The 12653-nt window shown below is 44.9% G+C and carries 17 protein-coding genes; all 17 read left to right on the top strand.

Annotation, left to right across the window (positions count from 1 at the left end; all coding sequences use genetic code 11):
• Positions 1-51 precede the first annotated feature (51 nt).
• Complete coding sequence (locus NI465_RS10620) at positions 52-561, top strand: hypothetical protein (RefSeq protein ID WP_200004084.1); 510 nt, start codon at positions 52-54, stop codon at positions 559-561.
• A gap of 93 nt (positions 562-654) precedes the next feature.
• Positions 655-2307 carry a hypothetical protein gene (locus NI465_RS10615; protein ID WP_253145242.1) on the top strand — a complete coding sequence of 551 codons (1653 nt, stop codon included), beginning with the start codon at positions 655-657 and terminating at the stop codon, positions 2305-2307.
• Positions 2308-2319: 12 nt separating this feature from the next.
• Positions 2320-2910: a hypothetical protein gene (locus NI465_RS10610; protein ID WP_253145240.1), complete on the top strand. Its 591-nt coding sequence runs from the start codon at positions 2320-2322 to the stop codon at positions 2908-2910.
• An 8-nt stretch (positions 2911-2918) separates the two neighbouring features.
• Positions 2919-4556, top strand: a complete 1638-nt coding sequence (locus tag NI465_RS10605; protein WP_253145238.1) for a hypothetical protein — start codon at positions 2919-2921, stop codon at positions 4554-4556.
• 16 nt (positions 4557-4572) lie between these two features.
• On the top strand, positions 4573-5283 hold the full coding sequence (locus NI465_RS10600) for a hypothetical protein (protein WP_200004088.1): 711 nt from the start codon (positions 4573-4575) through the stop codon (positions 5281-5283).
• Positions 5284-5340: 57 nt separating this feature from the next.
• Complete coding sequence (locus NI465_RS10595) at positions 5341-6228, top strand: hypothetical protein (protein ID WP_253145237.1); 888 nt, start codon at positions 5341-5343, stop codon at positions 6226-6228.
• Positions 6228-6980 carry a hypothetical protein gene (locus NI465_RS10590; protein WP_253145235.1) on the top strand — a complete coding sequence of 251 codons (753 nt, stop codon included), beginning with the start codon at positions 6228-6230 and terminating at the stop codon, positions 6978-6980. Before NI465_RS10595 ends, NI465_RS10590 begins: the two co-directional genes overlap by 1 nt.
• A 237-nt stretch (positions 6981-7217) precedes the next feature.
• Positions 7218-7637 (top strand): putative holin, encoded by a 420-nt coding sequence (locus tag NI465_RS10585; RefSeq protein WP_253145233.1) that lies wholly within the window; start codon positions 7218-7220, stop codon positions 7635-7637.
• A gap of 3 nt (positions 7638-7640) precedes the next feature.
• Positions 7641-7937, top strand: coding sequence for a phage holin family protein (locus NI465_RS10580; protein WP_253145231.1), 297 nt, complete (start codon positions 7641-7643; stop codon positions 7935-7937).
• The gene (locus NI465_RS10575) at positions 7927-8472 is read left to right on the top strand and encodes a glycoside hydrolase family 108 protein (protein WP_253145229.1); all 546 of its coding nucleotides are present in this window, start codon (positions 7927-7929) and stop codon (positions 8470-8472) included. Before NI465_RS10580 ends, NI465_RS10575 begins: the two co-directional genes overlap by 11 nt.
• Positions 8469-8882 carry a DUF2570 domain-containing protein gene (locus tag NI465_RS10570; protein ID WP_253145292.1) on the top strand — a complete coding sequence of 138 codons (414 nt, stop codon included), beginning with the start codon at positions 8469-8471 and terminating at the stop codon, positions 8880-8882. Before NI465_RS10575 ends, NI465_RS10570 begins: the two co-directional genes overlap by 4 nt.
• A complete protein-coding gene (gene lysC / locus NI465_RS10565; RefSeq protein WP_253145291.1) occupies positions 8791-9069 on the top strand; it encodes an Rz1-like lysis system protein LysC in 279 nt (92 codons plus the stop codon). The genes NI465_RS10570 and lysC overlap by 92 nt, the downstream gene beginning before the upstream one ends.
• A gap of 76 nt (positions 9070-9145) precedes the next feature.
• Positions 9146-9646, top strand: a complete 501-nt coding sequence (locus NI465_RS10560; RefSeq protein ID WP_253145228.1) for a hypothetical protein — start codon at positions 9146-9148, stop codon at positions 9644-9646.
• Positions 9647-9703: 57 nt separating this feature from the next.
• On the top strand, positions 9704-10099 hold the full coding sequence (locus NI465_RS10555) for a hypothetical protein (protein WP_253145227.1): 396 nt from the start codon (positions 9704-9706) through the stop codon (positions 10097-10099).
• Between the two features lie 8 nt (positions 10100-10107).
• Complete coding sequence (locus NI465_RS10550; RefSeq protein WP_253145226.1) at positions 10108-11010, top strand: hypothetical protein; 903 nt, start codon at positions 10108-10110, stop codon at positions 11008-11010.
• Positions 11011-11093: 83 nt separating this feature from the next.
• Positions 11094-11558, top strand: a complete 465-nt coding sequence (locus NI465_RS10545; RefSeq protein ID WP_253145225.1) for a hypothetical protein — start codon at positions 11094-11096, stop codon at positions 11556-11558.
• Between the two features lie 8 nt (positions 11559-11566).
• Positions 11567-12592 (top strand): defense against restriction DarA-related protein, encoded by a 1026-nt coding sequence (locus NI465_RS10540; RefSeq protein WP_253145224.1) that lies wholly within the window; start codon positions 11567-11569, stop codon positions 12590-12592.
• Positions 12593-12653 lie beyond the last annotated feature (61 nt).

Here is a 12653-nt window from a genome sequence, read left to right as displayed (position 1 = left end):
TAATTAGAATTTTTCGGGCCATTAATCTGCTAATCAAAAATAGGTTTAGATATGTTGAATAACATTCCAAAAGGCTTGAATGCCATTACTCGTAAGGTGGTGATCCGGCACCCCAACACATTTAATTGTGAATTTTACCGCCGTAATACCAATCGTATTGAGCCAGTAGTGGGGGAGAGGCCCACAATTGGCGGTATGATGGTTATGTCTGTGGATGATGAAGTGGACATAAGCTGGTCCATGATCGGCACCGGGTACGCTTTAGTCGCGGATCAATTCCAACCGTCAACCATGATGGACCGCATGGATACCAACAACGGCAGCGGTGATGAATTTCGCTTTTTGATTGAATCTGAATTAGAGGCTTTTGAAGGCGGCTTTGAGCCAAAAAAGAACGATGTGTTTTATGTGGTCCTGGGAGATATTCAGGATGAAGATGCACCACGATTAGCTTATGAAATTATCGGGGTAGAAACGACCGTAAACGTGCCGCCTTATGTCCCACGTTATGTATGCAATCGCCGGGATGATCTAATGCCGCACATAATGATGCAGCCATAGTTCAAAATGGGAAAATCCGACAAATAGGCATTTTTTGAAGGGCAACAATGAGTAATCCGAATTTTTCGGCATCTTATTGGAGTTTTAAAGAAAATGCCTGCTCGTCAATACCACAAGCAATCCACTATTCAAGCTGATAACTTTCTTAGTGGTCTTAAAGACAACGCTCAGACAACTACAGGTACATTTGATAGTGCTGCAGCTGAATCATTTGTAAATGAAGCTTTAAGCCAAAACACTATCGAAGTGCCAGCAACATTACAGGGCGTATTAGATTCTGTAAGCGACAAAGAATCAGGCTATGTCCTACGCGCTATTCTTGATGGTGCTGCTGCTTATGAAGCTGCTCACGGCCAATCAATGCCAGCTGACGTATTAGAACAAGCATTACATTCTGCTTATTCAACTACGCCAGAAGGCCAAAAGGCGGCGCTGGATTCTACAGGTAACAGCCTACAGTCTGCACAGTCTTACCAGTCTAACCGTGCGATTGTAGCGATTTTAACGACAACTACAGAAGCCATCCCATTTGTTCACTACTTACCAGCTGATATTAAGTCTAACCAGGCTAAATTAGCGATTCTTGAACACGTAACCGGATCTGAAAGCGGCCTTTATAAAGAAAGCAGCTTATTGGACGGCGCGCATTCTGGTGATCGCTATATTAGCTCTGCACGTGATCACGTTTTAACTCACGGTGAAGGTGGTGCCTTAACAGGTAAAATCACTGCAAATCAAGCAACGGCTGATACCTGTGATCCAGAAGGTAAAGCGGTAAAACTGGTTCGTGGTGCAACAATCATTTATGTGAATGGCTTGAAAGCGGCTCAAGAAGTTGGCTCGAAGTCTGTTAATTCACCGATTGCGGGCGCTGTAACGATTGGCAATACCAGCTATGCAATCAGCGGTAGCGTAAACACAGATAACGGTGAAATTACACTTGCTGTTAATCCAGCATTGCCGACCTCTGTTGAAGTGCTTGCGGAAGGTTTTATTGATTATGAGCGTCAAGAAGATCTAACGCCTTCAATCATCACAACCGTTGAAACTTTTGATCTGTTTGCGAACTCATGGAGAGCTTTGACTCGTCAATCAATCGATTCACGTACTCAAATGGCTAACGAATTGGGCTTAGATTCATATTCGGAAGGCGTGATCGCTATTCAGGCTCAATTTGCAAATGAACGTCATTATGACGTAATCCGTAAAGCGCGCCGTGTCGCGGTATGTAACCGTGAAACTTTCGATTTCAACTGGGTTGGTGCTGGTGATTACAAAGTACGTGCTGATATTTGGCGCGACTTCTCATCTGCTTTAGGTGCTGTTTCTCAAAAAATGGCGCTTTTAACGATGAATCACGGCGTAACCCATTTATACGTTGGTGAAAAGATTGCAGCTCAAATGCAAGGCCTACCAGCTGACATTTGGCAGCCTAGCGGTATCTCTGCACGTCCTGGTATCTACCGTGCTGGCCGTCTATTCGGCAAATACGATGTGTACTACACGCCTCGCGGTGTTCATGAAGATGCAGAAGGCGCTGAAATCCTTTGTATCGGTCAAGCAAGTGACGTAACTCGTAACGCATTCATCTTAGGTGATGCCGTTGCTCCGACTGTTATCCCTCTAGCAACTAACTCTGACCTGAAAACAGGTGCGGGTTACTACGCTCGTAACTTCACAGCTGTAAACCCTCATAAGCATTCTGCTCAGGGTGCGGCTCTAATCACAGTAACTAACTTGTTCTAATTGGGTGCGCCAATGACTAAGAAAATTGACATTGGCGCTTCAATTTCAAGCAGAACAGATGCGAGTTCAACTGTTGAGAATGTTTTTAGTGCTGAGGAATTTCCCTGCACTTTAAGCGTTCAAAATCACACAGTAACCCGTCTGGTATTGCCTGAATTGAAGGGCCTAGACATTCCAGGCATGAGCATCAAAGAAGCTCAATTTAACGATATTGGCGTATTAAAGCGCGTGGTATCAAGCCTGGCTCAAATCTCACGACTAAACAATTTCACGGCTATCGCAACTATTTGTGCGCCTGAATTTTTGGAAAACCAAAATGCTCAAGAAAGTGAAGGCCAGACTGAAACTGACGTTACACCGTCTACTTTACAAGGCGGCGAAGAAAGCACTGAAACTGACGTATTGGGCGCAGGGGAGACTACTCCTACTCAGGATCTTGAAGTCAAAGCCACAGTAATTGAAGAACTGCCAGGCGGCGTTTTGCGTGTAGCTGTTGGTGAAACACAGTTTGAAGTGAAAAAAAACCAGTTACGTGAAAACGGGACTTTAACCGCTGGCGGTATCTCTGCATACCAGGCAGCACAAAATACTACGAATGAATAAGGTGTGAAATGACAACTTCTTTTGTACGCGCTTTGGGGGAACAATCGGGCGTTCAGCTTAACCCTCTAGGTGATAATTCTGAAATGCCCACTACAGGCACGGCAGATCAAAATTTAGCAATTGCAATGCGCGCTACACGTGGCCGTATTGATAAGGCTTTCTCTGTTGATGGTTCAAACTTCTACAAGCGTTTGGGTTATGGCGAAACTTTAAGAGCAAATGCACTCAATGAGGCCTGGATTCATGTGCAAGAAGCACTGACCAATGGTACGGCTCAGGCAGTAGTTACTCGTATGGTTGGTACAGATGCTCAAAACAAGTGGATGACGATCTCTATTGATAAAGATACAGGTGCGATTAGCTTTGCTGTTTCGGCTACACAAAACCCTGAAAACTACGATATTGCAGTTAAGCATTTAGAGTGTTTTAACGATGGCATTCGATTGTCTATTCATGCTGATGAAAACCGTGTAGGCGGCCAGCTGGCGGCAAATGATTATGTAACTTTAATGTTGTCTGATTCAAAAGGCGTAAAGCTTTATGAGTTCTCAGGTTCACTAACCGAAGGATCTCAGGATGATTACGGCAATTCTGATTATCTGCCTGATGTGATCGAAGCATTAACAGATAACGTTGAAGTTATGGTATCGGTCGGCGTATCGATTACCCCTGAATCTAAAGCCTATGGCTTTGATGAAAACGGCGAAACAAGCTGGGCAACTTCTGATCTACTTAGCTATTTCAGCGAAGGTGTGGTCGGTAATTACACTACTGAAACTTATGTGCAAGCGCGTGAAAATCTGGAAAAAACACAGCTGCAATATCGCTATATTGCTTCTGGTGGTACTAAAGCGCCTGGCCTATTAAGTCAGTTAATGACTTTGGCATTCAATACCAACCGTCAGTTACGTTTTGACATTGATGGGACCTTAACGCCAGAACAAGCTATTGCGTTTATTGAATCTATCAATCCGTATGGTGCCAAAGCATCACACCTTATTCATGCGTACTGGACCCCGTTAAAGACTAACGATCCAAGCGGCGTAAACGGTAAAAGCTATATCGGTACGTCTGGCCTGAATATTGGTCTTGCATGTGGCCGTAATGCTGCAAAAAATGCAAAAGGTTTTGCTCCTAAAAACTACCCAGTGGCGGGCCGTATGTTCCCGGTCAATCGCTCAGGTATCGTGCAAACTTACACGCCAAGTAACCCGGAATTAAACCAGCTTGCAGCTGCAAAAATTAACCCGGTGATTTATGAATCTTATGAGACAGGCGGCTTGTATGTTTTCCGTGATTCATTGACTTGCGCGCCTGTAAAAAACAGCTTACGCAAACTGATTGCCGTGGCTGAAATGTCCACTTCCGTTGATGATGCTGTCACGGGTACTGCAAAAATGTACTTGCAGCTGCCTATGGCAACCGCCGTTAAACGTATGAACGACTGGCTGAAAGGCTACCTAGAAGGCGCAGAAGCGGCTGAATGGATTACGCCATCAAATGATCCAACTATGGGCGGTGCTTCATTCCGTTATGAAGTGAAGCCAAATGCAGCCAATCCATACGACCAAATGGACGTTAATTACTGGGTGCATTATGACGGTACAGCGCGTCAAATCTTTGCTACTCAAACATTGTCTAAATAATAGGGGGATCATTTAAATGACTACTTTGACCGATCTTTTACGCACTCAGCTCTATGGCAAAAAGCCTGAAAATGGGGCAGCTGCAGCGGTTAAACCTGTCCTGGACAGCGCCAAAACTGAAAAAGAACAAGCGGCTTTAGATTCAGCGGAAGGCTACGAATTGGCTGCAATTGCACAGCAAGCAGTAGCCGCAATTCACCAGTGGATCGAGACAGATGATCTTGATTCAGGCGAAACCATGGCCGACCGCTTAATGGGCCTATTTGTTGGTATCGCTGATTCTAATAAAGATGGTGAGCTTGATGATGATGAACAGGAAATCGTTGAAGCTGCTTTAAGTGCTGCATGGGATTACCTGGAAGGCATGGGCGTGGACGAAAGCGATATTTCAGCATTATTGAATGATTGGGATGACGCAGTAGCCAACAACGTGATTGACCTGGTAGCAACCAGCTTGCCGGAAGGTGAAGATGCAGCGGATCAGGTGATTGCCAAGTTTGCTTTTGGTGATGACGATCAAGAGGCTGTATTTGATGCGACCTATGCAAAGCGTACTGCATTCCGTCACGGCAAGAAGGTTCGCATTAATAAACGTATTGCTGGCTCAGTTCGATTGACTGCTAAGCAAAAGGTAGCGATTCGCAAAATGCAGCTTAAATCGCATTCTGCTAAAGCACGTGCTGGGCGTTTAAAAAGCTTTAAAGCTCGCAAAAACGCGGGTCTATAAGCAGCATTACACATAAAAAAAGGCGATTAATTTCGCCTTTTTTTTCAGGAGAATTTTATGTCTTTATTTGATAAGGCAGCATCGGCGGTCAGTTCAGCTAAATCAGCTGGTACCAGTTTTATTAAGGACAAAATAAACGGGGTCGGCGGGGTGCGTGGTCTGGCCACACTGGGCATTAACTCACTGATCAATCAGGCCTCCGCTATGGTCCTGGGTCCCGGTCCCTGGGATAACCTTAACCCCAACTTACTTGCGACCATTTATGAGGTGGACCATAACGGCCATATCATCCCTGGTACCGCAGTAATCCAGGCACCATTTTCAGAAGATGTAACCATTGAAGCAAGCTTGAACTGGCAAAGTCCTTTTGAGGGGGCGGGCGCAGAAAGCAAGGCCCCGGCGCTTATGTCTATGCTGCAATCCGGCGCATTCCAGCCACTTATTGACAGTATTGGCGGTAAAACTAAGGAGGTTTTGCAAAATACGGTAGATGAAGCCAGGGGAAGAACAGGTATTACCAAGTTGAACTCAACCCAGGTGTTTTCTGGTATGCCGCCTATGAAGATCCAGGGCAATCTGATATTGCGCGCTTGGGAAAATCCAGTAAAAGAGGTCGAAAATCCACTTGATACTTTAATGAAGTGGTCATTGCCCTATTTCCTTGCGCCAGAAGGCACTTTGCTAAGTAATGCTGTGAATTTTGCTCAGGGAAATGGCAAGACTTTAATCGAGACAATCATGCCATCCGAAGCCCCGCCAATGGTTGCACTGACCTATAAGGGCCGTACTTATGGGCCGCTGGTGATTGAGAGTATTAACTTGCCGATAGGCAGTCCGGTTGATGTAAATGGTAACTTTACCAATATGTTGATCCCGGTGACATTCTCAACATTAACTGCAATCGATGGTAATGACTGGATGAAATACAGTACAGCAGGTTTTTAATGTTATTTATCCCGGTTTTACGCACTGCACGTTTTACCCTGGCACTTAAAGAAATCGCCATGCTTAACGCTATTAAGCTGGCGAATATGCCCGAAAGCCAGGCAGAGCAGCAAACGACCTTTTTAATTAACGCAATTACTGAAAATGTCGAAGGTCTTGAGAATCCGCTTCATTGGACGGTTCAAGAAAGAATGCTTTGTGTTGGTCACTATATTGCGGCCACACAGGATGAAAGCCCTGATTTTGCAATCGGTGAGGCTCGTTTCTCAAACTATCTTCAAGCCGAAAAGCAATACCAGCACGATATTTGTGATCTAGGTGAATATGAGGAAGATCATTGGACTGCAGTACCGTTACTGGGTGTGATGGCTGAAACCATTGAGCGCCTGGAAGGTGCCATCGAAGGCATTGAAAGCCGTACACACTGGTATTTAGGCTGCATGGCTTGTCAATTGATCCCGAACGGCGCAGCACTCGATTATGAAAGCCACAACTATGAAGCTCAGGTGCTTGAGCGCATGGTGGTGTTATCTCAAATACCTGAAACCAACTTTTTACACCTTATGGGTTTGCTGACCAAAGCACACCAATATTTTAACCATATCTTTGATATTGCCATTACTGATGTTGGTATTGCTGTATTGCCGAGAGAGGGGGAGGCAAATTTGCCGTATGCCCGATTTCCAGCTCATACCGCAATCACAACAATATCGCAGCAGCTTAGTGGAAAATCTCACCTTTCTGGCTCATAACATCAGCATATATTCCAACACAAGTCTTATTGATGCTTTCAACTTGACCGAATCCCAGGCCGACCAATTCTTAGAAGGGAAGGCATTTAAAGATTGGGTCAAAGTGAAGGAATCAGAGCAGAAGTTGCAAGCTGCTTTAGGTGATCGTATTAACGGCGTGATCCGAGCTTGTGGAGTAATTGTTAAGGCTGTTTCTAATCTATCAAAAGTCAGATAGAGCAGCATGTAGGTATTGTTATGACAGAGCCAGCAAGTGCATCTGGTTTGACTGTGGCGGCGGGAGTGGGTTTAGCCTCACTTCTACCGTTCGTCAACGGGGATGCTTTAATCGGGGCGGTTTTAGGGGCGGCTGTGGTGGCCATCCATACTAAAGACGCAGTTTGGTATTTAAAAATTGTGGGGTTATTCCTTTCAAGTCTATGTGGTTATTTCTTTGCGCCTGATGCCCAGGTGCTTATCAATGTCTTTCTCAGTAAATTCTTTGGATTTGAAATTAAGAGCATTGCAGTAGTTAGTTGCTTACTCGCAGTAGTAAGTGTTCCTTTCCTTAAAAAATTGTCTGATTGGGCTTATAGATTTGATTTAGCTGGCGCTATTGATAGCTATATCGAGAAACGTATGGCCGCCAAAAAAGACAAGGAACAAAAGGGGGAGTAAACAATGATGGAATTTATCCCGTTATTTACTGCAATCTTGAAAGTCTGCATAGGCTTACGTGTTCTTGCTTTCACCTCTACTCATCACCGGATCAAGCGGGTCTATTCAATCCTGGCAGTGGCCTTTGTGGGCTATTTCCTGGGGAGTGCTATTGCCATCCTGGTTAATGGCCAGCTTGTGACTGTTTCAGAGCTTATTGTCACCTTCATTTTGACGATCCTTGTCTTTATCGCACAAGGGAATGTGGCAGAGCTATTCCGTGGAATTACTAAATTATTGGGGCGCAAAGATGAATATTGATAAGGCAATTGATGATCTTATTAAAATCGAAGGCGGTTATGTAAATAACCCTAAAGATCGTGGCGGTGAAACCAATTTCGGTATTACTGTTCAAACGGCCCGTGACCATGGTTATAAGGGCGCAATGCGTGATCTACCTCTATCGGTTGCAAAAGCCATTTACCTAAAAACTTACTGGACGGGTCCACGTTTCGACCAGGTGGCCAAGATCAGTCCAGGCATTGCCGAAGAACTATTTGATACAGGCGTGAATTGCGGTGTTGGCTTTGCTAAACCGTTATTACAGCGTGTTTTGAATCTGCTTAATCAGCAACAAAAAGTCTATAAGGATCTAACGGTAGACGGCGTGTATGGTCCAAAAACTTTACAGGCCTTAGAGCTGACTTTAAGCAAACGTGGCCGTGATGGTGAGCTGGTAATTTTGCGAATGCTGAACAGCTTGCAAGGTGCGCGCTATATCGATCTAGCCGAAAAGCGGGAAAGCCAGGAAGAATTTATTTTCGGGTGGTTCCGTGCCAGGGTGGTAATGCCGTGATCAGAGCATTAATAGGCTCGTTATGCGCCGCTATTGTGGTGCTGGCTATTACTGCTATCTGTCTTTATGGGTGGGGTCAGAGAAACGCCAATCAGGCGCTTAAATCTGACCGCAGCCTTGAGATAGAAAAGGGCGTTTCTAGTGACTTACGTGTAAGCCTGGAAGTCGCCCAAAAATCAAATAGCGACCTGGTGGGCCAGCTGCAGCAAGAACGTGAATTGGTCCAGAAATACCAGGTAAAAACAGCCAGTTTAAATAAAGAACTTTTGTCGAAACAAGAAACTATCAGGATATTAGAACGTGAAGATAAAGCCTTTCATGATTGGAGTAACACTCCTTTGCCTATCAGTGCTATCGGGTTGTTCGCTACTGCCGGAAAAGGACCCGCCAATCGTGATAACCCGGACTGAATACATTACCTGTCCAATTATCTCAAGATGCGATAAAAATGACCCCGTAATGGCCGTAAATGGTGATTTATTGCAGGGTTATATTCTGGTGAAGCATGAGCGTGATCAATGTTCTCTATTGGTTGATCTAATCGTGGATTGCCAGCTTGAACACAGGGTAGCCCAGAGTGCGAATGTGGAAAACTAGAGCATGACCCTCCTTAAAAGGCAGTAATGATGTGCATAAGCATCATTGCTGTTTTTTTTATTTAAGGTTGTTCAACATGACAGTTTCTACACCGCAGTATTTAAAGGGTTTTAGTGAATCCACTCGCGCCCTGGGTCGCAAGGCCATTAACTCCGACTTCACCATTGAGATTGAAGGTTATGAGGGCATGTTCCTTTTAACGAAACAATGCCCGTGGCCAGTGCTTACAACTGGTGGTGAAATTGAAGTCCCGACCCCATTAGGCAGCACGGTATGGGAGGCTCAACAAGTCAAAACCGCTCAGCAGGGCGCTATTTCATTCCTGGAAACAGCAGCGGGCGATATTGATCAAATGTTGGTCGACCTCATCAAAGATGGTGGCTATTTCAATGCCAAAATTTATGAAGGTACACCGAAAAAGTACCTACGCTACAAGCGCATTGAAGATTGCTTTATCCAGCTGGACCCAGTGGACCGTGACTGGGAAAACCGTTCTCAAGTCTTAACCTTCTCAGGCACGATGTTCTATCACTACTACGGTGATGTAACAGAGGGCAATTCTAAGGATTACCGCTAATCCATGAAGCTAAATGACATTGTTAAACAGTTTCTCCAAGAGGAACGAAGTGTAGCGGTGTTGTTAGATGAAACCCAAGTAGAAGCTTTGGCAAGATCAGCTGTGAGCTTCTACTGTGGTTATGCGGATCTAGCATCTTGTCCGAATACCTCGCTTGCCGATATTACCGAGACTACTGAACTATCTATCTCAGAATGGGCGGTGATTAAGCCGCTATTTCTGCTCTATGTTGAGCGTGAAACCGCTTTGCAAACAGAGGCTACAGGGATGCAGGGCGTGGCGGGTTATGGTCGCAATAGCTCAGAGGTAAACGGCGAGATTGCTAACTATGAACGTGAATTACCACAAAAGGCTTCATCTAGTGCTGCATTCACCATAGGCGGTGATGAGGCGGCTAATCCCGATTCAGTCAATGCTTATTTTCCATTTGGTTTTAATTACCCGATCTACTAAGGCTGATTATGCAAATTTTTTATGATGATGGCGGTGAAAAGCAGCTAGTCGATGGTCAATTTTTAAAGAGCTTTGTTCTTAGAAATGACTTGGTGCCAATACCTGTCACTTTGGAGGCCGAAATTCGTGCAGAAGATGAAGTATTGCCGTTTTTTGAGCAAGGCAAAAAAGTCTACACGGCCAATGGTGATGAGTTCATTATTTTAAAAAGTGAGCCAATCAGCTCAGGTCGGGTCCAGGGCGGGAACATAGCACAGGTGGTAAAAATTATTGCTGTGCTAAGTTCCCTGACCAACGCCTGTTATGTCAAAGAGAAATCTATTTATAAAAAGAATACGACCCTAGCTGATATTTATCGCGCCCTGGGCTGTAAAGCAGATTCAATTCAGGGTGACTTAACCGTTCCCTTATTTAACTGCATGGCTGGGGACAGTCCTAGCTATCAGATCGCCGTCATTTTGCAAGAAAGCGCGGGTGTAATGCGCTGGCGTGATGGTCAATTGTCCTTTATGCGCCTGGATGACTTATTCAGGCAAGAGGCGATTACAGACGTACCTATTACGGCGGCTGAAACCGTGCAAAGTGGCTTTTTGGAACGTCATGAAATCCCGACTTTTTACAGTGTGGATGATAACGGTGAATTTATCTATGGCAACAAAGACAAGGCCAGAACGGCGCGTTTTGTGCCGAATAAGGACGCATTAACCCTTAAAAATATGAGTACCTGTTTAATCCTAAAACAGATCTCAAGAATCTCATACAACGACAACATTGTGGCGGGTGATCTTATCCAGGTCAGCGCAGATGAAAAGCTGATAGTGATTACTGCAGCACACGTGTTTAGTGGTGGTATCGATGGTGATCCGGCACGGCAATATACAAAGCTTTGGCTTGGAGAGCTGCATAAATGAGCCAAAAATCAGGAAGTAACGGGCTGGTATTTGGCAAGTTTCCCGCTGTCATTACAAAGTACGACCCAGGTAGTCGAGAGTGCATGATTAAAACCCCGGTTGGGGATGAAGTCGATGCCGAAATCGAGTACCCGATTGGGGATAAATCCGCAAATGGTTATGTGACTGAAATTGAAATTTTACCAGGTGACAAGGTTTGGTGTGAGTTCATTCAAGGAGATACCCGGCGGGCTTTAATCACGGGATGGAGAAATCCAAAAACAGGAAATTCTAGCGGTACTAGGCGCTGGCACCATGCCAATATTGAGCTAGTGGCTGATTCAACAATAAACCTAATAGTGGGAGGCAGTACCATAAAAATTGACCCAAGTACGATTGCGCTTGTAGCGGCCGCAATTTCTACCCAGGGGGCTTTTTCTGGTACTGGCAATATGTCTATTCAAGGTGCTGTTGAATCATCGGATGATGTAGTAGCGGGTGGTGTCAGTGTTCAGGGTCATAAGCACTTTGTACCTAAAGAGGGTGCGGATTCTGAGGCTGCTAAATAGGTGGTATTGTGAGTAAAAATATAGTTTTTAATTTTGATGAAATCAGCAACAAGGATAAGGCCACTAAAGCCGTTTCCAACGCATTTAAAAAGGCCGGGGCTGCAATTGCCCAAGTAGACGTATCGCCTAGCGTAAAACGCACATCAGGGATCAGTTACCGTGAGCTAAGCATTACATTTGCGGATTCCCAGGTGATTGTTTTCCGTATTAAGCAATCTGGTGATATTTACCAGGCTTTGTTAAATGGCAAAGTGCGCCCAATTACCAATCAGGATGACCATACAGCAGCAATTACCGAGCTGGCTAAGGCCATGGAATCAGGCCGTTCGGCATTCCAGGCAAAGCTGGCCAAAGCAAAGTTAAAGTTACCAAATGGTATTAAAACCACGGTGCCAAATAAGGAAAAATTGCTGATTGAAAAGCGTGATTCTTTAAAGGAGGCGGTAGCAGCTGCAGAGCAAGAGCTTAATCAGATCAAAGCTGAAATTGCCAAGTCTGCAACACTGGATTCTGTAACGCTCGATGCGGCTAATGATCCTTTCACGGAATTTGATCAACAAGCCCATGAAGCGGCCACTTCACCTTATAGCCGCACACCAGCACCAGCCTGGGATGATCTAATCGCGGGCAATTATAAAAAGGGTGCAATGACCATTGCCGGGATGAATATTTCTATTGAAAACCCGGCTGAATCTATCCGTCAGGGTCAAGATTCAAACGGCGAAAAATGGAAAATCACAATGAAGCATCACTATGGCTATTTTGATGGCTCGATGGGTGCGGATGGTGATGAGCTGGACGTTTTTGTAAAAAACAATCTGGAAGTAGCACCGGATCATGCCTATATCATTAGCCAGGTGGATCTTGACGGATCTTTTGATGAACACAAGGTTGTCATTGGTGCTGAAAGTGAAGATGAAGCAAAGGAAATCTATCACTCAAACTACAAAGCCGGATGGGATGGTTTTGGCAGTATCGAACGTGTGACCATGGATGAATTAAAGGGCCGAATGCAGTACCAAGCAGCAGCTTAAACAGCTTTCAGGAAAACGGGCAATTTAGCCCGTTTTTTTGTCTCTAATATTGTTGATTAAG

The organism is Acinetobacter lwoffii (assembly GCF_024129855.1).
GTDB lineage: Bacteria > Pseudomonadota > Gammaproteobacteria > Pseudomonadales > Moraxellaceae > Acinetobacter > Acinetobacter lwoffii_L.
The sequence above is the reverse complement of the archived record's forward strand: the minus strand, read 5'-3'. Positions and strand labels throughout refer to the sequence as shown.

Coding starts and splice junctions, on each gene's coding strand:
- NI465_RS10620 (WP_200004084.1), top strand. CDS start 52: ATGTTGAATAACATTCCAAAAGGCTTGAATGCCATTACTCGTAAGGTG.
- NI465_RS10615 (WP_253145242.1), top strand. CDS start 655: ATGCCTGCTCGTCAATACCACAAGCAATCCACTATTCAAGCTGATAAC.
- NI465_RS10610 (WP_253145240.1), top strand. CDS start 2,320: ATGACTAAGAAAATTGACATTGGCGCTTCAATTTCAAGCAGAACAGAT.
- NI465_RS10605 (WP_253145238.1), top strand. CDS start 2,919: ATGACAACTTCTTTTGTACGCGCTTTGGGGGAACAATCGGGCGTTCAG.
- NI465_RS10600 (WP_200004088.1), top strand. CDS start 4,573: ATGACTACTTTGACCGATCTTTTACGCACTCAGCTCTATGGCAAAAAG.
- NI465_RS10595 (WP_253145237.1), top strand. CDS start 5,341: ATGTCTTTATTTGATAAGGCAGCATCGGCGGTCAGTTCAGCTAAATCA.
- NI465_RS10590 (WP_253145235.1), top strand. CDS start 6,228: ATGTTATTTATCCCGGTTTTACGCACTGCACGTTTTACCCTGGCACTT.
- NI465_RS10585 (WP_253145233.1), top strand. CDS start 7,218: ATGACAGAGCCAGCAAGTGCATCTGGTTTGACTGTGGCGGCGGGAGTG.
- NI465_RS10580 (WP_253145231.1), top strand. CDS start 7,641: ATGATGGAATTTATCCCGTTATTTACTGCAATCTTGAAAGTCTGCATA.
- NI465_RS10575 (WP_253145229.1), top strand. CDS start 7,927: ATGAATATTGATAAGGCAATTGATGATCTTATTAAAATCGAAGGCGGT.
- lysC (WP_253145291.1), top strand. CDS start 8,791: ATGATTGGAGTAACACTCCTTTGCCTATCAGTGCTATCGGGTTGTTCG.
- NI465_RS10560 (WP_253145228.1), top strand. CDS start 9,146: ATGACAGTTTCTACACCGCAGTATTTAAAGGGTTTTAGTGAATCCACT.
- NI465_RS10550 (WP_253145226.1), top strand. CDS start 10,108: ATGCAAATTTTTTATGATGATGGCGGTGAAAAGCAGCTAGTCGATGGT.
- NI465_RS10545 (WP_253145225.1), top strand. CDS start 11,094: ATGATTAAAACCCCGGTTGGGGATGAAGTCGATGCCGAAATCGAGTAC.